General features: G+C 69.2%; 29 protein-coding genes. 24 read left to right on the forward strand and 5 right to left on the reverse strand.

Features of this window, described 5'->3' with window-relative positions; genetic code table 11:
• Positions 1 to 864 precede the first annotated feature (864 nt).
• Positions 865 to 1,191, forward strand: coding sequence for a divalent-cation tolerance protein CutA (gene cutA, locus ABTY98_RS30545; RefSeq protein WP_352224283.1), 327 nt, complete (start codon positions 865 to 867; stop codon positions 1,189 to 1,191).
• Positions 1,192 to 1,256: 65 nt separating this feature from the next.
• Here cutA and ABTY98_RS30550 read toward each other — a convergent pair whose 3' ends face one another.
• Complete coding sequence (locus tag ABTY98_RS30550; RefSeq protein WP_165684222.1) at positions 1,257 to 2,498, reverse strand: helix-turn-helix transcriptional regulator; 1,242 nt, start codon at positions 2,496 to 2,498, stop codon at positions 1,257 to 1,259.
• A 131-nt stretch (positions 2,499 to 2,629) separates the two neighbouring features.
• Here ABTY98_RS30550 and ABTY98_RS30555 point away from each other — a divergent pair, with 131 nt between their 5' ends.
• Positions 2,630 to 3,139: an ATP-binding protein gene (locus ABTY98_RS30555; RefSeq protein WP_167794341.1), complete on the forward strand. Its 510-nt coding sequence runs from the start codon at positions 2,630 to 2,632 to the stop codon at positions 3,137 to 3,139.
• A 62-nt stretch (positions 3,140 to 3,201) separates the two neighbouring features.
• Here the strand turns inward: ABTY98_RS30555 and ABTY98_RS30560 are convergent, their stop codons facing one another.
• Positions 3,202 to 3,702, reverse strand: coding sequence for an SAM-dependent methyltransferase (locus ABTY98_RS30560; RefSeq protein ID WP_055493703.1), 501 nt, complete (start codon positions 3,700 to 3,702; stop codon positions 3,202 to 3,204).
• A gap of 72 nt (positions 3,703 to 3,774) precedes the next feature.
• Entirely contained in the window at positions 3,775 to 5,163 is a 1,389-nt protein-coding gene (locus ABTY98_RS30565; protein WP_352224284.1) for an NsdA family TPR-like regulatory protein, read from the reverse strand.
• Positions 5,164 to 5,469: 306 nt separating this feature from the next.
• Between ABTY98_RS30565 and ABTY98_RS30570 the strand changes: the two genes are divergently transcribed.
• From ABTY98_RS30570 to ABTY98_RS30670, 21 genes are all read left to right on the forward strand, one after another.
• Positions 5,470 to 5,844 (forward strand): DUF6415 family natural product biosynthesis protein, encoded by a 375-nt coding sequence (locus ABTY98_RS30570; protein ID WP_243279311.1) that lies wholly within the window; start codon positions 5,470 to 5,472, stop codon positions 5,842 to 5,844.
• A gap of 232 nt (positions 5,845 to 6,076) precedes the next feature.
• Positions 6,077 to 7,972, forward strand: a complete 1,896-nt coding sequence (locus ABTY98_RS30575) for a glycoside hydrolase family 15 protein (protein ID WP_352224285.1) — start codon at positions 6,077 to 6,079, stop codon at positions 7,970 to 7,972.
• A gap of 26 nt (positions 7,973 to 7,998) precedes the next feature.
• Entirely contained in the window at positions 7,999 to 9,513 is a 1,515-nt protein-coding gene (locus tag ABTY98_RS30580) for a sensor histidine kinase (protein ID WP_352224286.1), read from the forward strand.
• 69 nt (positions 9,514 to 9,582) lie between these two features.
• Complete coding sequence (locus ABTY98_RS30585) at positions 9,583 to 10,098, forward strand: roadblock/LC7 domain-containing protein (RefSeq protein WP_352224287.1); 516 nt, start codon at positions 9,583 to 9,585, stop codon at positions 10,096 to 10,098.
• Positions 10,095 to 10,499: a DUF742 domain-containing protein gene (locus tag ABTY98_RS30590; RefSeq protein ID WP_352224288.1), complete on the forward strand. Its 405-nt coding sequence runs from the start codon at positions 10,095 to 10,097 to the stop codon at positions 10,497 to 10,499. Before ABTY98_RS30585 ends, ABTY98_RS30590 begins: the two co-directional genes overlap by 4 nt.
• A 7-nt stretch (positions 10,500 to 10,506) precedes the next feature.
• Positions 10,507 to 11,139 (forward strand): GTP-binding protein, encoded by a 633-nt coding sequence (locus ABTY98_RS30595; protein ID WP_189902706.1) that lies wholly within the window; start codon positions 10,507 to 10,509, stop codon positions 11,137 to 11,139.
• Positions 11,139 to 11,780 (forward strand): GAF domain-containing protein, encoded by a 642-nt coding sequence (locus ABTY98_RS30600; protein WP_352224289.1) that lies wholly within the window; start codon positions 11,139 to 11,141, stop codon positions 11,778 to 11,780. Before ABTY98_RS30595 ends, ABTY98_RS30600 begins: the two co-directional genes overlap by 1 nt.
• A gap of 87 nt (positions 11,781 to 11,867) precedes the next feature.
• The gene (locus tag ABTY98_RS30605) at positions 11,868 to 13,121 is read left to right on the forward strand and encodes an acyl-CoA dehydrogenase family protein (protein WP_352224290.1); all 1,254 of its coding nucleotides are present in this window, start codon (positions 11,868 to 11,870) and stop codon (positions 13,119 to 13,121) included.
• Between the two features lie 128 nt (positions 13,122 to 13,249).
• Positions 13,250 to 13,741, forward strand: coding sequence for a LuxR C-terminal-related transcriptional regulator (locus ABTY98_RS30610; protein WP_352224291.1), 492 nt, complete (start codon positions 13,250 to 13,252; stop codon positions 13,739 to 13,741).
• Positions 13,742 to 13,815: 74 nt separating this feature from the next.
• On the forward strand, positions 13,816 to 14,388 hold the full coding sequence (locus ABTY98_RS30615; protein WP_073948156.1) for a carbohydrate kinase family protein: 573 nt from the start codon (positions 13,816 to 13,818) through the stop codon (positions 14,386 to 14,388).
• A complete protein-coding gene (locus ABTY98_RS30620; protein ID WP_352224292.1) occupies positions 14,385 to 14,960 on the forward strand; it encodes a DUF6624 domain-containing protein in 576 nt (191 codons plus the stop codon). The genes ABTY98_RS30615 and ABTY98_RS30620 overlap by 4 nt, the downstream gene beginning before the upstream one ends.
• A gap of 73 nt (positions 14,961 to 15,033) precedes the next feature.
• On the forward strand, positions 15,034 to 15,501 hold the full coding sequence (locus ABTY98_RS30625; protein ID WP_352224293.1) for a DUF6082 family protein: 468 nt from the start codon (positions 15,034 to 15,036) through the stop codon (positions 15,499 to 15,501).
• A gap of 59 nt (positions 15,502 to 15,560) precedes the next feature.
• Positions 15,561 to 15,971, forward strand: coding sequence for a 6-pyruvoyl trahydropterin synthase family protein (locus tag ABTY98_RS30630; protein ID WP_093593327.1), 411 nt, complete (start codon positions 15,561 to 15,563; stop codon positions 15,969 to 15,971).
• Positions 15,968 to 16,711, forward strand: coding sequence for a 7-carboxy-7-deazaguanine synthase QueE (locus ABTY98_RS30635; protein ID WP_352224294.1), 744 nt, complete (start codon positions 15,968 to 15,970; stop codon positions 16,709 to 16,711). Before ABTY98_RS30630 ends, ABTY98_RS30635 begins: the two co-directional genes overlap by 4 nt.
• A 56-nt stretch (positions 16,712 to 16,767) precedes the next feature.
• Positions 16,768 to 17,397 carry a GTP cyclohydrolase I gene (gene folE, locus ABTY98_RS30640; RefSeq protein ID WP_181802182.1) on the forward strand — a complete coding sequence of 210 codons (630 nt, stop codon included), beginning with the start codon at positions 16,768 to 16,770 and terminating at the stop codon, positions 17,395 to 17,397.
• Positions 17,394 to 18,221 carry a hypothetical protein gene (locus ABTY98_RS30645; RefSeq protein ID WP_189902691.1) on the forward strand — a complete coding sequence of 276 codons (828 nt, stop codon included), beginning with the start codon at positions 17,394 to 17,396 and terminating at the stop codon, positions 18,219 to 18,221. Before folE ends, ABTY98_RS30645 begins: the two co-directional genes overlap by 4 nt.
• Complete coding sequence (locus tag ABTY98_RS30650; protein ID WP_352224295.1) at positions 18,218 to 19,297, forward strand: hypothetical protein; 1,080 nt, start codon at positions 18,218 to 18,220, stop codon at positions 19,295 to 19,297. Before ABTY98_RS30645 ends, ABTY98_RS30650 begins: the two co-directional genes overlap by 4 nt.
• Positions 19,294 to 19,986, forward strand: a complete 693-nt coding sequence (locus tag ABTY98_RS30655; protein WP_352224296.1) for a dTMP kinase — start codon at positions 19,294 to 19,296, stop codon at positions 19,984 to 19,986. The genes ABTY98_RS30650 and ABTY98_RS30655 overlap by 4 nt, the downstream gene beginning before the upstream one ends.
• Before the next feature lie 35 nt (positions 19,987 to 20,021).
• The gene (locus ABTY98_RS30660) at positions 20,022 to 20,951 is read left to right on the forward strand and encodes a DUF2797 domain-containing protein (RefSeq protein ID WP_352224297.1); all 930 of its coding nucleotides are present in this window, start codon (positions 20,022 to 20,024) and stop codon (positions 20,949 to 20,951) included.
• A 59-nt stretch (positions 20,952 to 21,010) separates the two neighbouring features.
• Positions 21,011 to 21,856: a class I SAM-dependent methyltransferase gene (locus ABTY98_RS30665; protein ID WP_352224298.1), complete on the forward strand. Its 846-nt coding sequence runs from the start codon at positions 21,011 to 21,013 to the stop codon at positions 21,854 to 21,856.
• Positions 21,853 to 22,398, forward strand: a complete 546-nt coding sequence (locus tag ABTY98_RS30670) for an NUDIX domain-containing protein (RefSeq protein WP_352224299.1) — start codon at positions 21,853 to 21,855, stop codon at positions 22,396 to 22,398. The genes ABTY98_RS30665 and ABTY98_RS30670 overlap by 4 nt, the downstream gene beginning before the upstream one ends.
• A gap of 20 nt (positions 22,399 to 22,418) precedes the next feature.
• Here the strand turns inward: ABTY98_RS30670 and ABTY98_RS30675 are convergent, their stop codons facing one another.
• Positions 22,419 to 22,949, reverse strand: coding sequence for an NUDIX domain-containing protein (locus ABTY98_RS30675; protein ID WP_352224300.1), 531 nt, complete (start codon positions 22,947 to 22,949; stop codon positions 22,419 to 22,421).
• Positions 22,950 to 23,090: 141 nt separating this feature from the next.
• Between ABTY98_RS30675 and ABTY98_RS30680 the strand changes: the two genes are divergently transcribed.
• The gene (locus tag ABTY98_RS30680) at positions 23,091 to 23,465 is read left to right on the forward strand and encodes a hypothetical protein (RefSeq protein WP_352224301.1); all 375 of its coding nucleotides are present in this window, start codon (positions 23,091 to 23,093) and stop codon (positions 23,463 to 23,465) included.
• On the opposite strand, the gene ABTY98_RS30685 is transcribed toward ABTY98_RS30680, so the two are convergent.
• A complete protein-coding gene (locus ABTY98_RS30685; RefSeq protein ID WP_352224302.1) occupies positions 23,442 to 24,338 on the reverse strand; it encodes an IS982 family transposase in 897 nt (298 codons plus the stop codon). The genes ABTY98_RS30680 and ABTY98_RS30685 overlap by 24 nt on opposite strands.
• Positions 24,339 to 24,486 lie beyond the last annotated feature (148 nt).

Raw genomic sequence — 24,486 nt, forward strand, 5'->3', positions numbered from 1 at the left:
GCACCGCATCACGAAGGCACCATCGGCTTAGGCTCGCCGCAGCCAGGGCCAGCCGACGCGCAACCAGGTGCGCGCCGTCCGTGGCGAGCACGAGCAGACCGTCATCGGTGAGGCGGTCGAGATTCCGGGCAGCGAGTCGCTCGTCCTGATGGCGAGTGCCACTTGCCGTGTTGCGGCGCCAAGACGTGCCGCACGGTATGCGAGGGCGGCACTGACGCTGCGATAGCCGGGTTGCAACAGGTCCTCGCCGAACAGGCCAGCCACGCAAAGGCAGACGTACAGCTCGGCGGAAAGGGTCCGGTAGTCGCCGGCTGCCTGGCTGTACCAGGCGTTCAGACGCGCCGCGGGTATAAAGAGCGGGTGCAGTGAAGTGAGCGGATCGAATAGCGGGATCAGACAGGCGGACCTCCCCAAGTAGGAGCCCTGCCAGCAAGGCAGTCAAACGGGTGCAGGATTCCAAGGCATTTCGCAACCCGAGCCGCAGTGGACCATCTGCACATCCTGGCCTGGTGTTTTCCGGGACGTTGTACGTTGACATGGTCCGGACGGAGGTATCCAGTCCTGTGGTCCTATTTCTCGTCTGCCGTGAGCGAATGGCCGCCGACAGCCAGCAAATCCTCCTGTCGTGGGCTTGTGAAGCGCACGAGCCCCGGCGCCTGCCTCATGCAGCCGCACGACCTCGTTGATGAGAACCTGCCACCGCGGTGCCGAAGCGACGCGCCACCCCGCATGGCCCGCCCACCGGCACCTGACTGGTACAGGCACGTGGTCGAGCCTCACTCGCCTTGAGGGGTGGCTACCAGCTTTCGGTGTGCCCTGGACGGCTGGGTAGGGTCGCGGTACCCAAGCTGGAGAGGTAGTTGCATGGCCCACGATATTGTGATTGCGCAGACGACCAGCGGCGACGAGGGGCAGGCGACGATGCTGGCCCGAGGTGCGGTCGAGAGCAAGCTTGCAGCGGGAGTTCACATTGATGCGCCAATCACCGCCTTCTACTGGTGGAAGGGGAAGGTCGAGGCGGCGCGGGAGTGGCGCATCTCGTATATGACTACGACGGACCGTCTACCCGCGCTAGAAGCGTGGGTGCACGAGAAGCACTCGTACGAGGTCCCCCAATGGATCACTCTGCCCGTAACCGGCGGGTCGGAGGCGTACCTGTCCTGGGTCTTCGAGGAGACGGAATCGGACTGAGGAGCCACGGGCCGGGCGTCGGCGGCGTTGGCGCCCTGGGCGTGCCGCGTGCCACCCGAGGTGGATCAGGATGCGAACCGCCGGAAATGAACGGCAAGTTCGTGTTCGCTGTCAGGAAGCAACGCTGCAATAGCCGCCGCCCGCTCCTTGCCCATGGTGTTGGGCTTGGCCTGTGCCGCCGCAGCAAACTGGCGTGCCACGTAGACGCCTTGGTCGACGTCACCCCCACGCAGTAGGGCCGAAGCGAGATCACCGAGGACCACGACGCCCCCGTCCGGTAGTCCGTCTCCGAGGCGGTCGACCGCGGTATCAGCTGTGGACGTGAGCTCGGGACGCCTCAGCTGGCCGTACACGGACAGGGCCAACGAGTCCATGCGGTATGGGGTCACGAACCTGACCCATGCCTGCTCGCTGGCGTGGTCCGCGAAATCGTAAGCGAAGCGCGCTCGGTCTAACGCCCGGAGCGCCCCCACCTCGTCGCCGGCCGCCGCAGCTTCTTCCGCATGCCTACCGAGAACCCAGGCGGCAGCAGTAGCGTTACCGTGGCCGCGCACGTCGTTGGCGGCTTGGGAGAGGAACTCCATCTTCGCCTTTGGCGTCAAAGCGCCGTAGCTGCTGTAGGTCAGGGCCAGGGCTCGGAGTGGAGGATGCCCGGCAGCCGCCGCGCACTGCGACGTGACTTTGTAGTAGGCGTTGGCTTTGTCGTGCTCCCCCAGGTCCCAGGCCACCCAACCGGCCAGAGCGGCGGTTTCTCCGGCGGCGATGGTGAGAGCGCCTTCGTGATCGCCTGCACGAGGCAGGGCCGCAGTGATCGCGTCAAGATGCGACTCGACCGTTTTTTGTAGCCGCCGCGCGCTGAGGTTAAGTTCCTGGACGTGCAGTTCAGCGGCTCGGTCGATGAGCGCGGCGGCAGCGGGCGAATCGATCTTGGCCCCCTTGCTGAGGGCGAAGGCGAGGCGCCCCCAGGGCTCGGCGGCCACGCTCACGCCGATGGTGGCGCTACCCAGGAGCGTGCGACGCTTCACGGCGTCTTGCTCCTCCCCTGCATCGGCATGCCCCTTTCTCTTCCGAGCGCGGGCGGCCTTGGCCTCTCGCTGTAGTTCCTCGAAGGGGACACCGCAGGCCGCCGCGATGTGGCCGATCGTGTGGTTGGTAGGAATGTTCTCGAAGTTCTCATAACGGCTGATCTCTCGGCGGGTCATGGTGTCCCGGCCGGAGACAGCGTTGATCGCCTCCGCCTGCTCCTCCTGAGTCCGGCCCGCCTCCTGCCGAAGCCGGAGGAGCAGGTCGGCGAACGGGTCTGGCATGAGTGTGACCTCTGTTGGTGGGCGGAATCCAATCATGGCCTCAATTCCCCCCTACAGTTTCCCCCTTGACATATTTTTCCCCCTCTGGATTCCCCTGGTCGACGGCGTCGCCGCGCGGTGCCATAGCCCACATGACCAGGCTCCAAGAGGCGGCCCCGCCCGGCGGGGGCATCCGTAGCTGTGCGGCTACAGCAGGCGCGTCATGCGTCAGGCCGGTTCAGGAAGACGAGCCCGGCGCATGGGCGAGGGCAGAGGTACCGGCGGCATCCCATGCCTGTCAGGCGGCCCTTCTCCCCGACCTCGCGAAGGTCGGGGAGATGCGGCGCATAGCCAGGGCGTTCCTGCGGCGGTGCCGTGTTTCGGAGCCGGTGGCGGGGCTCGTCGTACTGGCCGTCTCGGAGCTGGTCACCAACGCCGTAGTCCACGGTGAGGGCGAAGTCGTGCTCCGCATCACGGTGGGCGTCGACGTGGTGCGTGTCTCGGTAACCGACCACAACCCGGCGCCCGCTGTGCTCAAGGAAGCCGGACCCGACGGTGAATCGGGGCGCGGGATCCGGCTGGTCGATGCGATCTCAGACGCATGGGAGAGCAGCGGCGAGGAGACGTGGTGTGAGTTCCAAGACGCGAGGGCTGCAGCTTGAGCCAGACCTCCAGTTGGTTGCCGACGATGCAAATGGCAAGCCGGGCAGCTCAGTCGCTTCTGTCACACAGGGCGCTCCGAGGGCCGTTCGCTTGCCTTCGCCCAGTAATTCGGTTCGAGCATCTCGCCGGGCCAGGCGGGCTGACGGATCGGGCCACGAGGCCCCATCTGTTCGAAGTACGGTGCCAAGTCGATCACGGGCGTTCCGTCTACAGCATCGAGATCGGTGACCAACAGGTCCCGTCCCTCGACCTCGAGCAGCCGCGGGTAGCTGATCGCCAGTTGATTGGGACGCCGATGGTTGCGGTGGACGAAGGTACCGGTCGACGGCCAGTCCGGATTCCCGCGGGGGCTGCGTGCGTGGAGCTGGACGTCTTCCGGTCGCGCCAGGTGGAAGAGCCAGGTCACCGTCAGGTGGGAAAACTCTTCGATTCCCTGCAGCGTCTCAAGGGGGTACGCCTCGTTGAGTCGGATGACCGACTCGACTCCGCCCTGGTAATCGTCCTGAACGCGGGTGTGGCCCCCGACCACCGTTGCGATCGATTCGACCTCGTACGTTGCCATCGGCGCTCGTTCCTCTCTAACGGGGTTGCGTGTTCAGCAGCTGCCGTCAATAGCTGCGGACGTGCCCTGTGGTCAGCCTATGGCGCGCAGCATTTCCCGCGCCCGGCGGTCCAGTTCGGCGACGTGGCGGCCACCACGTTGCCGCACAGGCGAGAGGTCGCTCTGCATGCGGACGATGACGTCGCGGGCGCGGCCGGACTGGACGCCAGCCATGGCGTCAAGTGCTTGTCCCCAGGTACCACATGCCTCATCGAGGCGTCCCTGCTGGACCTGGACAGCACCGAGGTAGCCGAGGGTCACACTGTGGGTACGGGCATACTGCTGCCGCCGGCGGGTGGCGACGCTGCGCTGGAAATGCAACTCCGCGTCGAGAGGATTTCCCAGGTCCCGCAAGGCACACGCAGTCTCGTGGGCGAGGGAGGCTTCCTGGAAGAAGCTGACGCGGTCGGGGGCATCCTCGTTATCGGCACGTGCGAGGTCCCTCTCCGCGCGACTGATGGCCGCGAGAGTGCCGCGGCGGTCGCCGCCGGCGGCCAGGGCGCGGGCATGGACTACCGCGAGCAGGGCCTTCTCCCGCGAGCTGGCCTGGCCGTAGTGGGTGCGGGACATGGAGGCGTCGGCCAGGTCGAGCGCTCTGCGTGGGTGCCCGAGGTCGACTGCTTGATGGGCGAGGGCACGCAGGATGTGGCCGCCCAGCGGTCCGTCTGCGGCTTCGGCCGCAATGCGTGCGGCGAGGGTGAGGTAGCGCTGGGCGGTCCGATGCTCGGAGGCGTCGAAGGCCATCCAGCCGGCGAGGTAGGTCATCTCTGCCACGGCCGAGTACGTATCCCGGCGGTGCTGTTCCATTCGGAACCTGCTGCCCAGGAGCGGCACCGCTTCGTCGCGAAGATGGCCGGCCAGGGCCGAGCGCCCCGAGGCTCCACCGCGCTGCTGGTCCCTCGCGGAGTAGAAGGTGGTCAGTTTGCGGACATCGTCGATGTCAGCCTGAGTCACCAGCCGGGAGGAGACTGCAGGGCGCGAGGCCGCCGCGGCCGGGGCGGCTGCCCACCATGGAGCGGCAGGCAGGACGAGGCCGGCGGCCGAGTACGCGGTGGTAGCCAACAGCTTGCGTCGGTGCATGTCCAGATCGTCGCTTCCCAGCTCGGCCAGCACGGTCAGAGGGTCGACGCTCCAGTCAGAACTACTGTCAGTGGATCCTGTCGGCCCATCTTCCAGTCCGAGGTCAGCGAGGGTGAGGCGTCGGCCGAGCCTGCGGGACAGCGTCTCACGCAGGATATGAGGCGCTCGTCCACTGGGCTTCGTGCCCTGGACCCACATGGCGATGTGGGAGCGGGAAATAGCCTCCAGTTCGCGTACACCGCTCTCCGCGGCAACGCGAGCGACCGCGGCGGCTGCTTGGGGCTGGGACCAGCCCGCTTCGCGCAGGAGCGCGGCAAGGGCGACGTTTCTCTCACGGGCCATGTACTGCCCCTCGGTTCCGAAATGATCTTTGACGCCTTTGACGGCCTTGAGGGCCGCGTAGGCATACCCCCTGACAGGGATTCGCGGTTCGCTCAACGTAGCCGCAGGATCACTCACCTTGCACGTCAGTTGCCTGCGGTGCACAGCGTTCCTCGCTCAAGTTGGCTTGATTCACCTAGGAGTTGCGTCATGCGTCCCTCGCTGGCCCTTCGCCGGGCGTGCCAACTCAGTGATCAAGGAAGGAGAAGCCACGCCCTTGGTGAGCCCATCCTGCGACGTGCCCCGGCGGCCTCGGCGACGGAAACGGTGGCGCTCGTGCTGGGCGAGGACTCGCCGTTACCCGATACTGCCGCCGATGTGGAAGACCTCGCACTGCGGCTGCGAGGACACGTCAGCCAGCTCGGAGCTCTGACGCCTTCGCAAGAGCCGGCCCTGCTCCGTGCGCAGCAGCTCTGTTCGGGCGGCCTCCCCGATGGCTACATGCCCAGCAGGGTTCATCTGGTCAGGCTGGCCGAAGCGACCCAAGACCTTATCGCTGCCGTGCAGGCCCACGACGTGGCCCCTGCGAAGTCGGTCCAGAGACGGCGCTGGTGGAAGCCGCCGATCAACGTGCTGCGCGGCGCGGTCTTCGCTCTCGCCCTCGCGTGCGTGGTTCTGGCCGCGTCGGTGCCCCGGACATGACCGCCGCCGGGGCAGTTCTGATCGCGCTGATTCTCGGTCCCATGGCGTGGCTGGCTCTTCGTGGTGAGCGAGTAACCGGCCGCATTGCTCCACGGGACGTGGATCCCCGGCCGAGGCAGAACAGACCTCCCCCGGACCGGTAACCACCGTGCCTCTCTCACCGACACTTCCCGGCCGCCCCGGCGGCCCCGAAGCCACCCCCGGGTCCACGGGGACTACGGAGACCCACACGATGAAACGCCTCCCGCGCATCGAGCAGTACGGCCTGATCGGCGACATGCAGACCAGTGCCCACGTCTGCGACGACGGTTCGATCGACTGGCTGTGCCTGCCCCGGTTCGACTCGTCGGCCGTCTTCGCCGGCCTGCTCGGCACGCACAAGCACGGCACCTGGCAGATCGCCCCGGCCGCGCCTGGCCCCTCCGGGCCCGGAGCGGTCGCCGAGCGCCGGTACCGCGGTGACACGCTCGTCCTCGAATCGATCTGGCGCACGCCGGCCGGGTCGGTCCGCGTCCTGGACTTCATGCCGCCTCGCGACGGGGCACCGCAGGTGATCCGGATCGTCGAGGGTCTGGCCGGTGAGGTGGCAATGGTTTCGGCCATGCGTCCGCGGCCGGGATACGGCAGCGTCAGCCCGTGGATCCACGAGGCCGATGGGCGCATGGTCGCGGAAGCCGGCGCGGACGCACTGTGGCTCGACACCTGCGTCCCGCAGGCGGAGAAGGACGGGGTCGTCGTCAGTGCCTTTGCCATCCGCGCCGGGCAGAGCGTGGCGTTCGTGCTCAGCTGGTGCCCGTCCCACGCACCGGCTCCGGAGATCCCCGACCCGCACGCGGCGCTCACCGAGACGCTCGCCTTCTGGCAAGACTGGACGCAGCAGTGCACCTACGACGGCCCCTACCGTGAGGCCGTGGTCCGTTCCTTGATCGCGCTGAAGGCACTGACCTACCACCCGAGCGGCGGGATCGTCGCCGCGCCGACCACCTCGCTGCCCGAGGAGATCGGCGGCCGACGCAATTGGGACTACCGCTTCACCTGGCTGCGCGACGCCGCTACGACCCTGGCCGCGTTACTGGAGACCGGCTACCGGCAGGAGGCGCAGGCATGGCGGCGCTGGCTTCTGCGTTCCGTGGCCGGCGACCCAGAGAACCTGCAGATCATGTACGCGATCACCGGAGAGCGTGATCTTCGGGAACGGGAGTTGCCCTGGCTGCCCGGGTATGAGGGCTCGACGCCGGTGCGGGTCGGGAACGGGGCGGCGGACCAGCTCCAGCTCGACGTGTACGGCGAGGTGATCGAGACCCTGTACCTCGCGCACGAGAGCGGTGTGGCCCACTGTGCCGACACCGCGGTCCTGCACCAGCGGCTCGTCGAGCACCTGGCACAGCGCTGGCGGGAGCCCGACGAGGGGATCTGGGAGATCCGCGGGGCACGCCAGCACTTCGTCCACTCCAAGGTGATGGCCTGGGTGGCGATCGACCGCACCATCCGCCTGGCCGAAGCCGGCGCGCTCGACATGGACCTGGCCCCCCTGGTCGAGCTGCGGACGACGATCCACCACGAGGTCTGCACCAGGGGCTTCGATCCGGTGCGCAACACCTTTACCCAGTCCTACGGTTCCAAGGAACTCGACGCCGCCACGCTGCTGATCCCCCGCGTTGGCTTCCTGCCGCCGAACGACCCGCGCGTCATCGGCACCGTGGACGCAGTGCGCCGTGAACTCTCCACGTCTGACGGGCTTGTGCGCCGTTACCCGACCATCGGCGACCACACCGGGGTGGACGGCCTGAGCGGAGACGAGGGCACATTCGTCCTCTGCTCCTTCTGGCTCGTAGACGCCCTGGCCCTGACCGGCCGCCTCGACGAGGCCCACGCCCTGTTCGAACGCCTCCTCGCACTGCGCAACGACCTCGGCCTCCTGGCCGAGGAGTACGACCCCGTCCAGCAGCGCCAGCTCGGCAACTTCCCGCAGGCATTCAGCCACATGGGCCTGATCCAGAGCGCCCGGCTGCTTCAACTCCTGGCGACGCAGTCCTCCCACCGCGGCGCGGTCGCGTTTCCGTCACCCTGCTCGACCGCACGCAGCACACACAAGACCTGCGCAGACCTGACGCTGCAGCACGCCTAGCCACCCCCACCCTGACGAGGATTCCCATGCCTGACAGCGCCTTTTCGGCACGGCCGGCCGCCACCGGCCATCGCCGACGGCGGCCTCCGATCAACGCGTTCACCCTGCACCGTGTCCACCGCGCCGTCGCACTGCCCCTAGTGCTCCTTGCCGCCCTGCTGGGTGCCGCCTTCACCCTCTGGTCGGTGTCCGCGGTGGGCCCCGGCTGGCTCCTGGCCGGCCTGATCTGCGGACTCGCGGGCGTCGCCACGATGGCGGCTCGCGGAGCGCGAACGGCCGCAGGAGCCATACAGGCAGCGGCGGAGGAGGCCCGGGCAACGGCACTGGCAGCAATCGCAGGGGCAGCCGCGGCCATCGAGAAGTCGGTGCAGTGGTCGGCGGACGAGCTGTGCCGCGGGGGACGCCCGCCGCTGCCGGACCTGCAGGCGCCACGTGCCAGCCCTGACGCCGAGATTGACAAGGCGTTGAGTGCTCTCCAAGTGCGGGCCGTCGCGTCGTTGATACGGGTGCACGACGAGTCCCAGTCCGTCGTCCTCCTGGAAGTGCTGCGTCGCCTGGCCATGCGCGAGCACGCGCTGGTCGGCAAGGCGCTTGAGGCACTGAGCCAGCTGGAGATGCTGACCGACGACCCGGAGCTGCTGGCCAAGATCTTCGAGATCGATCACCTCGTGACGCGGATGCGTCGCCAGGTCGAGAGCACGGCGGTGCTGGGCGGGCAGTCCCTGCGCAGCGTGCGTCGGCCCGTTCCCGTCAAGAGCGTGCTACGCGGCGCGGTCTCCGAGGTCGTGCAGTATCCGCGGGTGGCGGTAGCGGCCGGGTCCGTGGGCGCGGAGGTGGGTCTTCCCGGCCATGTGGGGCCGGACCTGACGCACCTGCTGGCTGAGCTGATCGAGAACGCCTGTGAGTGTTCCGATCCGGCTACGAAGGTGATGGTGCGTGCGCAGCGGGTGGCGAACGGGCTGGCGGTCGAGGTCGAGGACCGGGCCATCCCCATGCATCCGCAGACGCGGGCGCAGATGAACCACCTGCTCCAGGCCCCCGACGAGGTCGACGTCAGCGGCCAGGTGCGAGCGGGGCAGCTCGGCTTGCTGGTCGCCGCGAAGATCGCCCAGTCGCACGGGCTGTCCGTTCTCCTGCAGGAGAACGTGACGGGAGGCACCACCGCCCTGGTGGTCATCCCGGCACGGCTCCTAGTAGCGATTCCCTTCGTCGACGATGCGAGCGCGCCGCCCCAGGATGCCCGCCCCTTGGCGCCGCCACCGCAGCAGGTTGCAGCGACTCCAGCCACCCCGAGGCCGGGGCAGGTCCCACGCCCCGGTACCGCAGGGGCGCCGGAAGCCGCACAGGCAGGTCACTCTGCTGATGCGCCCGCCCTTCCCACGCGTAGACGCCAGGCCGGCACGTTCCATCCGCCACACGAGCGGGAGCAAGCCCCCGTGACCGCGGCGACGCCAGGGCTCGCAGCCGCCTTCCGCACCGGCATCCAGGCCGGCGGGCAAGCCGGTTCTCCCACCGCTTCGACAGAGCACCCCAGTCCCTGAACCTCGTCCCTCCACGTTCCCGGTGGCCGTTACATCCGCTGGCCCTTCCCCCCTTCTGGAGCGATCCCTATGAGCACCCACCCCGCGATGAACAACGTGACCGGCGACGCACCCGCAACCGAGACAACGGCAAGCGGACAGCGGGACAACATGGCGTGGCTGCTGCGGCAGTTCGCCTCCGACACGACGGGCGTCACGCACGCCGTCCTGCTCTCGCGGGACGGACTACGGCTGCTGGACAGCGACGTCGACAAGGACTGGGCGGACGAACTGTCGGCCGCCATCAGCGGAGTGGCCTCACTCGCGGCGAACATCACCGGTCCCACCCACAAGAAGAGGCCGGCGAGGCAGGTCGTCATCGAGCGAGACGACTGTCTGATCTTCGTCCAGGGCTCCGGTCGCAGCGCGGCCTTCGAGGGCCATCCCGGCAACGAACGGGGCGTGGTGGACACGGTCCTCGCGGTGATCGCGACCATGGACGCCGATGCCGGCACCGTCGGGTTCGAGATGGGGCGCCTGGTGCAGAAGTTCGCCCCCTACATGCAGATCCCCGTCCGCGTCGGCACGGGTGATGAGGTCCGGTGACCGCACCCGGCAGCGCGGCCGAGGATTCGACGTTCGTGCGGACTTACACCCTGACGCGCGGTCGCACCCGGCCACGGCATCTGCTCGGCCTGGACACGGTGCTGGATGCCGGACCCGGGCGGCTCGGCCCGGGCCAGGCCGAGGAATGCGCAGAGATCCTCGCCCTGTGCCGGGAGCACCGGCGTTCGGTGACCGAGCTGGCGGGCCGACTCGGCCGTCCCGTAACCGCCGTCAAGATCCTCATCTCCGACCTCCTGGACGCCGACGCCCTGGTCGTCCCTGTCACCGCCTATGCCGCGTCCGACGCGCATGCACGTCCCTCTGCACAACTGCTGGCGGCCCTATCTGCCGGCCTGAAGAGGAAGTGGCCCGATGCCATCGCCTACCCCCAGGCCGGGTGACCCGGCCGTGGTGCTGCGGCCGTCGTCGCGCCCGCGTGCCGGCGCACCGACCGTGCTGAAGGTCGTGATCGCTGGCGGTTTCGGCGCGGGCAAGACCACCGCCGTGGGTGCCGTCAGTGAGATCACGCCGCTGAGCACGGAGGAGTACCTGACCGAGGCGAGCGCGGACGTGGACAGCCTGGCGGGCGTCGAGGCCAAGCAGACCACCACGGTCGCCTTCGACTTCGGTCGCCTCAACCTGCCCGACGCGCCCGTGCCCCTGGAATTGTTCCTGTTCGGCACGCCCGGCCAGGACCGGTTCGTCGACCTCTGGTACGACCTTTGTCGCGGAGCCGTCGGCGCGGTCGTCCTGGTCGACACCCGCCGCCTGGAAAGCAGCTTCACCCCCGTCGGCTTCTTCGAGGACATCGGCCTGCCCTTCGTCGTCGCGGTGAACCAGTTCGACGGAGCACATCGCTACCACCCCGAAGAGGTCCGCACCGCCCTCGAACTGCCCGCCTCTGTGCCGGTGGTCACCTGCGACGCTCGCGATCCGAACCACGTCGCTGGCGTCCTGCTGACCCTCGTTGGCCACGCCTTGAAGAGCGCATCGGCAAGCCCCGCTCGCCCCGCATCCACTACCACCTTTCAGGACGCCTGATGTCGTATCAGCCCAACGATCCCTACCGCGCACGGCAGATCGCCCCCCTCACGCAGTCGCTGCCGCGACGCACCATGCGGGACGTCACCCATGGGCCATCCCTCCCCGCCGGCGCCGCCGTCCCCGTCCCGCAGGCCCAGCAGGCGACCGAGCTGGCGCAGCGGTATGAGCTGCTGGATCGCCTAGGCGTGCCCACCGCTGCCAGCGAGGACTTCGACGAACTGGCCCGCGACATGGCCACACGAGCCGGGTTCCTGTACGGCTTCGTCAACCTCTTCCTGGAGGAGCAGACCTTCGTCGGGCTGCACCAGCCGCCCGCGGACAGCGGGTACGTCATCGTCGGCCGCACCATGAGCCGCGACCACGGCTGGTGCCCGGAGGTCATAGCCCGCAAGAAGGCGCTTCCGCTGCACGACGTGCACGCCAGCCCGCGCTTCAGCGGCAACCCCGTGGTCGACGCGGTCGGGATCCGCTCCTACTTCGGTGCCCCGCTCATCCACGACAGCGGCACCGTGCTGGGCACGGTGTGCGTCATCGACCCCGAGAAGCGGCCCCTGAGCGAGGCCCGACGGCTGAGAGACATCGTCGTCAACGCCGGCGTCCGGGTGATGGACCACATCGCCCGCGCGCCCGTCCGCTAGTCCGTTCCACGACCCCCCACCCGGGAGCCGCAGGCGATCCCCGGCCGCTCCACCGTGCGACCTTCATCCAGGGAGAGGGAGACGACCATGCCCGCCACACCCACCACGCCGCCGCCGGCGCTGCGCCCCTATCTCACCGCCCGCCACGAACTGCTGTGGGACGAGGCGGACGCCTTCGCGGCCGAGCACATCGCGCCGCGCACCGCACGCATGGAGGCCGCCCCCGGCAGGGTGGAGCGCAAGGTCGCCGACCTGATGGCCGCACGACGCTGGTTCGCCGTCACCGTCCCGTCCTCCTTCGGCGGGCTGGGCGCCGGACACGTGGCCAAGACCATCCTCGTCCACCGCATTGCCCGCGTCTCGGCGGCTGCGGCGGCCATCCTCCAGGCCACGCTGATCCCCGTCGGCGCCCTGCTGCACTTCGCCACCTACGAGCAGAAGGGCCGCTGGCTGCCCCGCGTAGCGGACGGTTCACTGCTCTTGTCGATCGCCGTGACCGAACCGCGAGCCGGCGGGCACATCGGCGGCATCGAGACCATCGCCGAGCACGTCGGCAACCAATGGGTGATCACCGGCAGCAAGATCCACATCGGGAATAGCCACCTCGCGGGAGCCCACCTCGTGGTCGCCCGGACCGCCAAGGCAGGCGTGAGCACCTCCCAGGCGCTGACCGCGTTCATGGTCGAATCCAAGCACCGAGGGCTCTCAGTCGCCGACCACCGTCCCGGCCTCGGCCTGCACGGCTTCTCCGCCGGCCGCCTCGACCTCGATCACGTCCACGTCCCCGAGGAAAACGTGGTCGGAGAGATCGGCCAGGGGCTGGGCGTAGCGCAGAGCAGCAGCATCCTGTACGGCCGTCCCAACCTGGCCGCAGTCAGCCTGGGAATACACGAGGCAGTCGTGGCCGCCTCGACCGCTTACCTCAAGGCGCGCTCCCGCTACCGAGGCGCCCTCTCCGATCTGCCGGTTCTGCGGGACCGCATCGGTGACATGGAGGCCCGCCTGCGCGCCGGGCGAATCCTGGCCTATCAGTCCGTGCACCTCCTCGACCAGGGCCTGCCCTGCGACACCGACCTGATCAACGCCAAGTACCTCGGCCACCAGTGGGCGATGCAGTCAACCCAGGACGCCATGGAGCTGCACGGCGCCCACGCCCTCAACGGCGACTACATCCTCCAGCGCCTGTGGCGCGACATCCAGTTCACCTACCCACCGGCCGGAACCGGCGAAGTCCAGCGCATACGCCTCGCCGACGCCGCCTTCGACGAGGCCCACATCCAGTGGTCAGAACGTGTCGCCGCCGAAGCGGCGTGGGCCCGCCCCGACCCGACAGCCGCATGAGCCCCCGTGTGCGGCGCCCCGTGAATCCAGACCGCCGCGCACGGGCCCGTGTCGCCGGCCCCCGGCCCCCGCGGGGTCCGGCGACACCCCACCCGATATCCCTCAACCCAGCCGCGAAAGAGACACCCGTGACCCCGCGCATGACGACCAGCGCACCGATCACCCCCCTGACCCCGACCCAGCAGCGCGTCGCCCAGCACCTCGTGGACGGCCTCGGCCCTCAAGAGATCGCCGCGAGGACCGGGCTGTCGGCCGTGACCGTCCGCCAGTACGTACGCGACATCCGGGAGAGCCTCCACTGCCCGCCCCGCTGCAAGCCCCCGGTGATCGTGCACTTCCTGTGCAGCGCCCGGCAGGTCGCTCCGCCCGCAACGGACAGGCCAATGTTGGAACTCAGTCCAGAGCAGCAACTGTTGCTGCGGGCGGTCGCTGAGCACAGCAATCCCAGCGACATTGCTGCCATAGCCAAGATCGCGCCCGCCGACGTGCGAGCCGCACATGACGAACTGCTCGACAAGACCGGGGCGGCCAACACCACCCAACTTGTCGTCTGGGCCCACGCGTGGGGCCTGCTGGGCGCCAGGCGGGTCACCACGATGGAGAGCGGAGCTAGCCAGTGAATGCCTCACCCGCTTCTACGGCCATCGAGTCCTCCCCCGCGTCTCGAAGCCAGTGCGCGACAGGGTTACCGGCCGTGTACGAGATGCGGTCGTTGCGCACCGACGCCGAACGGGACGAGGCCGCGGCCCTCGTCCAGGACCGTCAGCGCTGGCTCGCGATGCGCGGCGTGCCTACACCCGCCCGGTCCGATATCCCGGCCCTGTTCCGCGCCCCGCAGGTGAAGCCGGCTGGACTGTTCGAGGACGGGCTGCTGCTGGCCTGCATGATCCCGCAACGCGGGCCCGACCTCGGATGGGGCGAAGGCCCGTGCCTCTTCCTGGACTGCGTCCACACCCTGCCCGGTCACTCCGATGACACCGTCCGGCTGATCACTCTGTGGGCCTCCGACTTCGCCGCCCGGCTCGAGGTACCGCTTGTGCGGGCCGAGGCCATGGCCCGCCATCCTCTCGACGTCGATCCGATCGCCACATTCCTTCGTCGGCTCACCGACATGGGCTGGGACGTCCGTGGATCGGGCACCGGACAGCACCATGAACGAGTCGCGCGCCTCGAACTCACCGCCGAGCTTCGGCCTGGGCTGAGCGCGCTCATCGGCTGCCAGGTCCACGAGCCGCAGTCCGCCGCCGACCAGCGGAGTATCGCGTGAGGACCGCGGAACCGCTGCGGCCGGACCTCGCCCGCGAACTCATCGCCCGCGCCGCACAGTCGGCAGCACGCCGGGCAAGACGCGTACGCAACCAGCTCGACGCCGTCCACCTCGGCCAGGACCGTCACGCTGAGCACGCCGACACCAAAGTGCTGCGCCGCATCCTGGCCGAACATGACTGGCCCGGCCACCGTCTCGTGGGCCCCGACGCAGCACGTGCCGCCTGGAGCATCGCTCTGCACGCCGACGACGAACCCGACTTCCAGCGGGCGGCCACCACCCTTTTGAAACGTGCGGTCCAGGACGGCGATGCGCGCATCCAGCACTGGGCCCACCTTCACGACCGCGCCCTGGTCAACAGCGGGCGACCCCAAGAGTTCGGGACGCAACTCGTCCTCAGCGCAGCAGGGGTGGAGCTGTGCCCACTGCGTGCGCCGCAGTTGCTGGACCAGCGAAGGGCCGCCGTCGGACTGCCGCCGATCGCCGTCGCTTTGGACACTGTGCGCCGCCGGTACGCCCTGGATCACATTGACGGCGGCTCACCGGCCGTCGTGCTAGCGGGGGTCGCATGACGCAGCGAGCCCCGCAGGCTTCCACAGACCCGCCCTCGCCCCAGATCACTTTGCGTGAAAGGACCGTTAAAGCATGAGGCTCACCACCGCCGTCCTCGCTGCCGGCGCCGCGGTTTCCCTCGCCACCGTCGTGGTCGGAGCCGCCCGGCTGAGGCAGGACGCGCGGCACCAGGCCGAACGCAATGAGGCGACCGTCGCGCGCAACCAACTCGACTGGCTGACGCAGATGTCCGCCAACCCTGACCTCGCCAAGCTCTGGACGCCCGAGGACCTGGATGTCGAGGAGTACATGCAGCTGCTGAAGGCCAACCAGCTCATCTGCATGCTCAGCCTGCGCGACCGCCTCGGCTTCGTCCGGGACGGGCGTCTGCCGTTCTACGCCTCGAAGCTGCTGGAGAGGGACGTCTGCCGGCGGTACTGGGCCCGTTTCGGGGGCCTCCGCGCTCAGGAGGCCGAGGGCGACGAGCGCGCCGAGCACTTCACCAAGGTGCTGGACAAGGCCGCGAAGAACCACCTGGGGGCACAGCCCGTAGCCGCCTGAAGAGGCGGCTGCCCCACCCCGCCCGAATCAGCCACACCCTCACCTCTCGGAGAAATCGAATGGGCTTCACTGCTGTTCCACTACCGCCCGGCAATTTCACCATCGGTAAGAAGTTCGCCTTCGAGGCTGGCCATCGGCTTCCCCGGCTGCCGCATGAGCACAAGTGCTCCCGCCAGCACGGGCACAGCTACGAGGTTGAGGTCATCCTCACTGCATCCGCGCTGGAGGATCCCGGCTTTGTCACGGACTTCGGTGCGCTCGCCCCGTTCAAGTCGTTCCTGGACACCGAGCTCGACCACCACAACCTGCACGAGATCCTGCCCTTCGAGCCCACCTCGGAGCGCCTGGCCCAGTTCCTGGCTGGCTGGTTCGTTCAAAACCTCCAGTCGGAGATCCCCGGCCGCCTTGTCGCCGTCCTAGTCCGCGAGACCGCAAGCAGCTGGGCCCGCTTCGATGTGGTGGGCCAATGACCACAACCAAGCCGCTCAACCTCGAACCGGAAGCTGCCGAAGGCGAATCCCTGATCGTCGCGGAGTGCTTCGGTACCGAGGTGCCGACGTTTCAGGGCGAGGGCCCAAGCTGCGGACACCCGGCCCTGTTCATCCGCCTGTCCCGGTGCAACCTCACTTGCACGAGATGCGACACGAAGTACACCTGGGACTGGTCTCGTTTCGACCCGCACGAGGAGTCGACGAGGCAATCCGTCGCGGGCCTGGTGGCCTGGGCCACGTCTTCACCGGTCGAGCTGGTCGTGATCACCGGCGGCGAGCCGTTGATCCAGCAGGCGCGACTGGTGCCTCTCGTCCGGGGACTGATAGCAGCCGGCAAGCGGATCGAGTTCGAGACGAACGGCACCATCGCGCCCACCCCCGAGCTGGTGGCCGACGGGGTCCGGTTCAACGTCTCGCCCAAGCTTGCCAGCTTCGGCGTGAAGGAGACCAAGAGCATCGTGCCAGCCGCGCTGGAGGCGTTTGTGGCCTCCGGGCGGGCGGCGTTCAAGTTCGTCGCTTCCACGGTGGACGACCTCGACCGGATCGCCGAGCTGGTCGACGCCCACCGGCTCGCGCCGGTGTGGGTGATGCCGGAGGGCACCACCCCCGAGGTGATCACCGCGACTACCCGGGTCCTCGCGGACGGGGTCGCGGCCCGGCACTGGCACTTCACCACCCGCCTTCACGTGTTGGCCTTCGCGGACGCCCGAGGCCGCTGACCGCACGCGACTCCACGCCCCATCCGTTCCCCAGTCCCCGGAAACGAGAGACGCCCATGACGACCTCTATCGCCAGCCCTGCGGCGGCGCCGACGGCTGCCGTCGCCGGGCCCACTGCGGTCATCGACACCGGCCGGGTCGCCGGCCTGATCCACCAGCTCTTGGTCGAGCTGGGCGAGAACCCCGCCCGCGAGGGGCTGACCGGCACCCCGGACCGCGTCGCGGCCTGGTGGAGAGCCTTCCTGTCCCCGGACGGCGCCGAAACGGCCACCTGCTTCACCGAGTCCCAGCTGGGTGGTCAGCTGGTCATCGTGGGCGGCATGAGCGTGTGGTCGCTCTGCGAGCACCACATGCTGCCCATGAACTTGCAGGTCACGGCTGGATACGTGCCGGATGGCGAGGTGGTGGGCCTGTCGAAGTTCGGGCGGATCGCCCAGCACTTCGCCGGCCGACTGCAGGTTCAGGAACGCTTCACCCGCCAGGTCGCCGAATACCTCAACGGCGTGATCGGACACGAGAACATCGCCGTCGCCGTGCGCGGCGTGCACCTGTGCATGAGCATGCGGGGCGTACGGATGGAGGAGGCTCGCACCACCACGGTGCACTCGGGCGGGCGCTTCGGCACCGACCCCGTCCTTTCCCAGCAGTTCCTCACCCTCACCACCGGCCTGTGGGGGGCGTCGTGATCACCACCGCGGGCATCGACTTCTCCGTCATCGCTCCGCCTGCCTACCTGAAGAACTTCGTCGCCCAAGAGCCGGCCCGCGTCCACCACGTGGCCGCCCAGCACGTGCTGTCCGACGAGAGCTACCGGGCCTTCTTCGCTCACGAGGCCGAGCGCGGCGCCGAGATCATCATCGACAACGGGCTCTTCGACCTCGGCTACGCCCTGCCGGCGGAAAGCCTCGTCGAAGCCGCGCTGGCGGTGTCCGCGAGGGAGATCATCCTGCCAGACGTCATGCGGGACGGGACCGCGACCTTGAAGGCGAGCGAGAAGGCCGCGCGAGAGATCCGGAAGCTGTCCGGCGACGCATTTCGGCTGTGCGCGGTCCTGCACGCCGCGGACGACGACGAGTGGCTGCGCACCTACGACGCCTTCGTGACCAGCGGCTGGGCCGGGGCCATCGCCCTGCCGGCCTCGCGTCGACCGGATCCCGACGAGCAACTGTGCCGCACCCGCTGGTTGGCGACCGCCTACCTGCAGGATCGCGGCCTGGTCGACGATCTGCTCATCTACCGGCTGCTCGGTCTGGGCCGGACCGGGCACCTGGAGCTGATCGAGCAGCGCGAGCACGAGTGGATCTCCTCCGTGGACGGCGCAGCCCCGGTCATCCTCGGCGCGATGGGCGTCGCCCTGCTGCCCGAAGGGCCGTACGAGAAGCCCTCCACGCCCCGCATCGAGAAGCTCGGCCCGATCCCCGAAGACCGGTTCGACCTCATCCGGAAGAACATCTCCGTCGTTCGCGCGGCGGCCGGCAGCACCGTGACGATCGCCGAGGAGCACCGATGACGCCCTTACTCGCCGACCCGACCCCCGGACTCCTGCGCGCCGCCCCGATCGAGCCGGCCGGGCACACTATGACCCACGCGAGGCTGCTGCGCTACCTGGAGATCAAGGTCCACCACCTCATCCAGGACCAGGACTGGGACAGCATCCGCGTCATCGGCGGCTACGACCGCACGGCGGTGATCTCCCGGTACGAGAAGACCGGGAAGCTGTTCAACATCGAACGGCCCACCGCCGAGATCCACGGCCGTGACCTCGTCGTCAAGGCGTTCCCCGGAGCCGACTACGTCCAGCACTACGCCCTGATCATCGCCACGTACCTGGCCATGACCGGCCGCCCCGCCGGCACCGTCACCTATCAGCCGCCCGAGCAGGAGGAGTGCCGAACGGCGCTCGACGCGCTCGACCTGGAACTGGAAGGCGACCTGGTGATCGTCGGCTGGGGCCTTCAGTACCTCGCTCCCGAGAACGGAGTGTGGACCCGCGGACCCGGCTACACGTGGCAGCGCACCGAAGTCGCCGGCCGTCGCGTGGTCTACCTCGGGTTCCTTCACAGCATCTGGGGAGATGTGGCCGGGCGGGTCGTCGCGCGCCTTGCCGAACTCGGCGCAGGCGATGTCGTCTACGTCGGAAAGGTCGGCTCGCTGACCCCCGGCGTCGAACCGAACGCCTGGCTGGCGACCGGCAACACCAGCCTGGTACGCGGGGCGATGGTGAGCTGGGACGACTTCTTCGGCGACTACGCCGCCGCCCACGACGGGGTGCGCAGCGGCCTGCACGTCTCCTCCCCGTCGATCCTGCTGGAGAACCGCGACTGGCTGGTCCAGCACACCGCCTCGTACGCCTTCGTCGACCCGGAGATCGGACCCATGGGAGCGGCGGCGCGCCAGGCGGGGATCAGATTCGGTTACCTCCACGTCATTTCCAACAACCTCGCCACCCACTACCCCGCCGACCTGTCCAATGAGCGTCACAGCGACGTCCTGCGCCAGCGCGCCGTCCTGGTGGACCGCATCAGCACCATCATCACCGGCCGCCTGACCGCCAACCCGACCCACACCCTGGGAGAATCCCGATGACGGCGAACGCGCCGACCACCACCGCAGCCGGGAAGCTGATCACCTTCGTCGGCGGTGACGGGGCCGGCAAGTCCACCCTCGCCGCCCGCCTGCACCAGGCCCTCAGCGACGCCGGCCACACGGCAGTCCTCATCGGCAAGAACAGCACCGACGTCCCCCAGGACCCGGAGCTGTCCGCCTACCTCGACCGCCTCAACGAGCTGGTCTACCGGCGCGACGCCCGCGTCGCCCAGGAATGCGGCGACCACTACTGGCTGCTGGCCCTGGCCTCCTGGTACACCCTGCAGGACCGGCTCGTCATCCAGCCAGCCCTCGCCGCGGGCACCCACGTGATCCTCGACAACGCGCACCACAAGATCCTCGCCCGGTACGCGGTCAACCCCGAGGTCTCCCCCCGCCTGTGCGAGCAGGTCTTCGCGCACCTGACGAAGCCGGACCTGGTGTTCTTCCTGAACATCCGTGCCCGCGAGGCTCTCGTCCGCAAGGGCTCTTTCACTTCCCTGGAGGCCGGCCACGCCGACGGCGGTGACGAGGACTTCATCCGCTACCAGGACAGCGTCCTGGACAAGATGCGCGAACAGGCGGACCTCGGCGCCTGGCTGACGCTGGACGTCGCCCAGTTGGACCGCGACCAGGTCTTCAAGGCCGCCTCCGCTGCCCTGGCCGACCGTCTGCGCCTGACCGTCTGACCCGGCTCTCCGCCCCGATCGACAAGGAACGCACCATGGACCACGCCCTGCCCGCCACCGGGACATACGTCTGCCACGGCATCACCTGGGCGAGCGGAGACCCCCGTCTTCTGCTCGCCCAGGTGACCGGCGGACCGCTTGTCTACGCCCCGGTCACGGGCAGGCGCCTGGGTTACCAGGTGAGCGGTACCGGCCGGTGGTGCACCGGCCGGTACCGGTTCGCCGACCGCGTCCGCGTCGAGGCGGTCGCCTGCCCTGACCGGGCCCCGGCCGAGGCCGGCGGACAGTGCCCGGCCTGCGCCGGGCGGGACGACTTCCGCTTCGCCCACCGGTTCCACTCCGGCGGGCACGTTCCCGACTCCCTGGCGGCGTACATGGCCCAGCCGCACTGGCTGTACCTGGCGACGTTCGCCGACGGCACCACCAAGATCGGCACCGCGGCCGAACCCCGTAAGCGCTCCCGCCTCGACGAACAGGGTGGCCTGATCGCTACCTACCTCGCCCGGAGTGCTGACGGCCGCGCTGTGCGGTTCCTGGAGGATGCCCTCACCCGCCAACTCGGCCTGACGCAGACCGTGCGAGCCGCGGCCAAGCTGACGGCCCTGGCCGAGCTGCGCGACCTCGCCCCGGCCCGCGCCGTCCACCAGCAGCACCTCGACCGCGCCACCGCGGCCCTGAGCGGCCTGAACGTCCCGGCCACACCGGAGCCGTGGACGCCACCCAGCGAAGGCGAACTGCTGCGGACGCCGGAGACCGGGCGCGCCTTGTACCCGCACGACCCACGCTCCGGTGAGCACGGGCTGACAGTGCTCTCCTGCCTCGGCTCCCAGGTCCTCGCCACCCTCGACGGCGACGGTAAGCAACTGCCCTACCTGCTTGACCTCGGCACCCTCAAGGGTCGGCGCATCGCCCTCGGCGCACAGTTCTCCTCACCGCCCGCCGCCGTACAGTCCACGCTCTTTTGACCTGTCCGAACGCCCGGCCTGCACTGCCGGGCCGCCCTGAGAAGCGAGGCCACAGCAACATGGCACCCCAGGACGCCATCCTCGGCTGGGACGAGGACACCAACGCCGAGGCGTACAACGCCTTCACCCGCGCCCACCCCATGTACGACGCAACCAGCCGCGACCTCGCACGCCGCAGCCACCTGGCCAACGCCAGCCTGGTGGTCGACCTGTGCGGCGGCGCCGGCGCGACCGCCCGCGCGATCCTCGACCTGATCCCGGCCCACGCCAGGCTCGTCTCCGTCGACAACGCCGCCGCGATGCAGCGCGTCGGCCGCCGCACCCTGACCGACTCCCGCCTGACCTGGATCACCTCCCCGGCCGAACGGCTCGCCGACCACCTGCACCCCAGCAGCGCCGACGCCGTGGTGTGCAACTCCGCGATCTGGAAGACCGACACCGCCGCAGTGTTCGCGGCCGTCGCCCACATCCTGCGCCCAGGCGGGCACTTCGTCTTCAACATCGGCGGTGGCTTCGCCGGCGTCCGGCACCCCGACGAACTGTCCACCCGCACCGGACCTACCCTGAACGCCCTCATCCGCCAAGTCGCCGCTGAGACCCACGGATATACCCCACCGCCGCGCGACGCGGACAGGCCGCCGAAGCTTCCGATGAAAACAGTCACCGAGCAGCTGACTTCAGCCGGACTGACGGTCGTCGGCACAGAGGTCACCGCCCAGCACAGCACCATGGCCGAGAAGAAGGCGTGGCTGTCCATCCCCGTCTTCGCGCGGCCCGAGGGCGACTTCACCCACGCCCAGCGGATGCATATCCTCGACGCCGCCTACGCCATGACAACCCCCGACGCCCCGGCCGTGACGAGCTGGCTCGTCGTCGTCGCCCAACGGCCGGAGGCCACCGCATGACCCCGGCCGCCCCGGCTCCCGACGGCGGGGCCCGCCTCTGTGACCACGCAAGCGTCGGGGTACTGATCTCCTCTCCGAGCGGCCTGCTGGTCTTCGAGCGGGCGATTCCTCCGGCCGGAATCGCCCCGGTCGCCGGCCACGTCGACGAGCATGGCGGCCCCGAGCAGGCCGCCCGCGACGAAGTCACCGAAGAGGTCGGTCTTACCGTCACCCACCTGCACCTGCTGCTGGATCAGTGGCGGCCCAACCGCTGCCGCCGCACGCCCAGCGGTCCGGTCGGCCACCACTGGTGGATCTTCCAGGCCGAGGTTTCCGGGTCTCTGTGCCCCTCGCCCCGGGAGGTCCGCACCCCTCGGTGGATCCACCCGGCCCAGCTGCAGCAGCACGCGCTGCGGACCGCCGCGCACGCCAACGGATGCCTGGGCCGTGAGGAGTTCGAGCGCGAACCCGGCCTGGAGCCGGTGTGGTGCCGCTTCCTGCACGACCTTGAGCTCGTCACCATGCCCTTGGCCGACCTCGACCGGATCGAGGCCCTCCTGTGAACGGCGGCCAGGGACCTACCTCAGCGGGAGCCGACCGCCCAGCCGGCTGCCAGACGGCGAGCGTGCGCACAGATCCGCTCGCGGTCCTCGGGGAAGACACTGTCCCAGCCTGTGTCCAGACGGAACCATGCCGCCGGCTGGTTCTGCTCCCCGGCGAGCGGCACGTCGCGTCCCACGATCGCGGCGTAGGACAGGCCCAGCGTCGGAGACCAGTCGGCCCGGTAGGAACGCACCGCCACGGCCGCGGGCTCGGGCAGCAACTCGGTGCGCAGGCCGGTCTCCTCCAGCAGCTCTCGTGCCGCCGCCGCACGCGGCGCCTCGCCCGGCTCCACCTTGCCGCCCGGCGGCACCCATCCGCGCACACGGTGCTTGACCAGCAGGACGTGCTCGAAAGCAGGGTCGGTGACCCACACCTCGGCCGCCAGCGGCTCCATGGGATGCCGGCGGGCTTCCTCCAACCAGGCCCGTGCACCGTCGAACTCCCATGCGGCGAGGCGGGCATCCGCAACAGCCTCGTCCAAGATCACCTGACCGACTTCACCATGACTCACCCGCCCCACCCTAGGCCGACAAACCGGCCGGACGTCGCAGCGACGAGCAGGCAGCCATCCGGGGATGTCCGGCCGACCCGTGGCCCCTTCGGGCTGCAGGGCGATCACCCGTGGCACCCGCTTCACACGAAGGAGACCAGCGTGCCCGATGAGCAGCCCTCGGACCGGGGAGCCTGGGTCGTCCTCGGCGGCGTCCACCTCCTCAACCGCACCGCGCCACGGCGACCAGACGAGCCGATCGTGCTCGTACGAGTGCCACCGCAGGAGGTATGCCAGCCGGCCACCACCGTGATCGTCCGCTGGAACGCGCTGGGGCCCTGCCCGGTCGAAGCGCTGTACCCCGGCGGCACCCGGCTCGGGGCGGCCAGGATCGACGGCGGCGAACTGTTCCCCGACGCCATCGCCGGCCCCGCCCTGCGCGGCCTGGTCGGCACCGAGGCCGCCCCCGGCCTGGTGCCGCTGTGCTACCTAGACGAGTCTGTCCGAATACGGTCAGTGATCATAGGCGGTCAGTGAACGGCTGATCGCCTGGCCGGTGCGGAAGTTGTGCCAGATCGCAGCAGCCAGTGCCAGCACGCGCTGAGCAACCCGGACCGCTACGCCCTCGACGGTACGTCCGCCGTGTTGTTCCAGGTCAAGCTGGCCTTTGAGAGTGTCGTTGACGGACTCGATGAGTTGGCGGACCTTCTTCAGCATGGGTTCACCGGGACGCAGGACCTCCTTCTTGCGGGACGGTCGCAGCAGCGTGATGCCCTGTTCGGACAGTGACTGTTCGAACGGCTTGGACGCGAAGCCCTTGTCGCTGATCAGGAGCAGGCCCGGCCGCTCGCGGACCAGGCCGGCGTCGATCTCCAGCATCGCGGCCAGCACCTCCCGCTCCCCGAGCTTCGGATCGGCCAGGGCCCACAGGACCGGCATCCCGGCCGGGGTGCACACCAGGTACAGCCGCAGCCCCCAGAAGAAGCGGGAATGCGACGCGCAGTAGCCGTAGTTGGCCCAGCCCGCCAACTCCGAGCGTCTGACCGTGGGGCGGGACATCCCGCACGGCACCGGGGTCGAGTCGGTGATCCACACGGTGTCGTGCCAGAAGTCCGTGTCCTTCGCCAGCATCCGGATCAGCCGCTTGATCTGCGGCAGCGCGGCCCGCAGCCGCTTGTTGTATCCGGAGTCCTGCGGGATGAACGGGAACAGGTGCCGGTAGTGCTTACGCAGGTGCCGCAGCCACCGGGCCTCGCAGTGGAAGCCGAGCACCGCCTGCATGACCGCCAGGCACATCAACTCCGAGTGACTGAGCTTGGGCGGCCGTCCGGGTAGCCGGGCAGTACCGGCCCACTCATCGTCGATCTTCACGTACAGTGCGGTCACGAGGGTGTCCAGGTTCGTCGTCACAAACGATCATGGACACCCTCTCCCCGCGCCCGCAAGCATTCGGAAAGACTCGTCTAGAAGGCTGCTGAAAATCTTGTTGTTGGGGCTGTCCGGCCGTGGGCCGGGCGGCCCTTTTCGCTATGCGGTGGCTGGGGTGAGGTGCCAGGTG

This window comes from Streptomyces sp. NPDC096040, assembly GCF_040303265.1.
GTDB lineage: Bacteria > Actinomycetota > Actinomycetes > Streptomycetales > Streptomycetaceae > Streptomyces.

What these genes read in the sequence shown, in the direction of transcription:
- cutA (WP_352224283.1), top strand. Translation starts at nt 865, where the DNA reads ATGGCCCACGATATTGTGATTGCGCAGACGACCAGCGGCGACGAGGGG.
- ABTY98_RS30550 (WP_165684222.1), bottom strand. Translation starts at nt 2,498, where the DNA reads ATGCCAGACCCGTTCGCCGACCTGCTCCTCCGGCTTCGGCAGGAGGCG.
- ABTY98_RS30555 (WP_167794341.1), top strand. Translation starts at nt 2,630, where the DNA reads ATGACCAGGCTCCAAGAGGCGGCCCCGCCCGGCGGGGGCATCCGTAGC.
- ABTY98_RS30560 (WP_055493703.1), bottom strand. Translation starts at nt 3,702, where the DNA reads ATGGCAACGTACGAGGTCGAATCGATCGCAACGGTGGTCGGGGGCCAC.
- ABTY98_RS30565 (WP_352224284.1), bottom strand. Translation starts at nt 5,163, where the DNA reads ATGGCCCGTGAGAGAAACGTCGCCCTTGCCGCGCTCCTGCGCGAAGCG.
- ABTY98_RS30575 (WP_352224285.1), top strand. Translation starts at nt 6,077, where the DNA reads ATGAAACGCCTCCCGCGCATCGAGCAGTACGGCCTGATCGGCGACATG.
- ABTY98_RS30580 (WP_352224286.1), top strand. Translation starts at nt 7,999, where the DNA reads ATGCCTGACAGCGCCTTTTCGGCACGGCCGGCCGCCACCGGCCATCGC.
- ABTY98_RS30585 (WP_352224287.1), top strand. Translation starts at nt 9,583, where the DNA reads ATGAGCACCCACCCCGCGATGAACAACGTGACCGGCGACGCACCCGCA.
- ABTY98_RS30600 (WP_352224289.1), top strand. Translation starts at nt 11,139, where the DNA reads ATGTCGTATCAGCCCAACGATCCCTACCGCGCACGGCAGATCGCCCCC.
- ABTY98_RS30605 (WP_352224290.1), top strand. Translation starts at nt 11,868, where the DNA reads ATGCCCGCCACACCCACCACGCCGCCGCCGGCGCTGCGCCCCTATCTC.
- ABTY98_RS30625 (WP_352224293.1), top strand. Translation starts at nt 15,034, where the DNA reads ATGAGGCTCACCACCGCCGTCCTCGCTGCCGGCGCCGCGGTTTCCCTC.
- ABTY98_RS30630 (WP_093593327.1), top strand. Translation starts at nt 15,561, where the DNA reads ATGGGCTTCACTGCTGTTCCACTACCGCCCGGCAATTTCACCATCGGT.
- ABTY98_RS30635 (WP_352224294.1), top strand. Translation starts at nt 15,968, where the DNA reads ATGACCACAACCAAGCCGCTCAACCTCGAACCGGAAGCTGCCGAAGGC.
- folE (WP_181802182.1), top strand. Translation starts at nt 16,768, where the DNA reads ATGACGACCTCTATCGCCAGCCCTGCGGCGGCGCCGACGGCTGCCGTC.
- ABTY98_RS30650 (WP_352224295.1), top strand. Translation starts at nt 18,218, where the DNA reads ATGACGCCCTTACTCGCCGACCCGACCCCCGGACTCCTGCGCGCCGCC.
- ABTY98_RS30655 (WP_352224296.1), top strand. Translation starts at nt 19,294, where the DNA reads ATGACGGCGAACGCGCCGACCACCACCGCAGCCGGGAAGCTGATCACC.
- ABTY98_RS30660 (WP_352224297.1), top strand. Translation starts at nt 20,022, where the DNA reads ATGGACCACGCCCTGCCCGCCACCGGGACATACGTCTGCCACGGCATC.
- ABTY98_RS30665 (WP_352224298.1), top strand. Translation starts at nt 21,011, where the DNA reads ATGGCACCCCAGGACGCCATCCTCGGCTGGGACGAGGACACCAACGCC.
- ABTY98_RS30670 (WP_352224299.1), top strand. Translation starts at nt 21,853, where the DNA reads ATGACCCCGGCCGCCCCGGCTCCCGACGGCGGGGCCCGCCTCTGTGAC.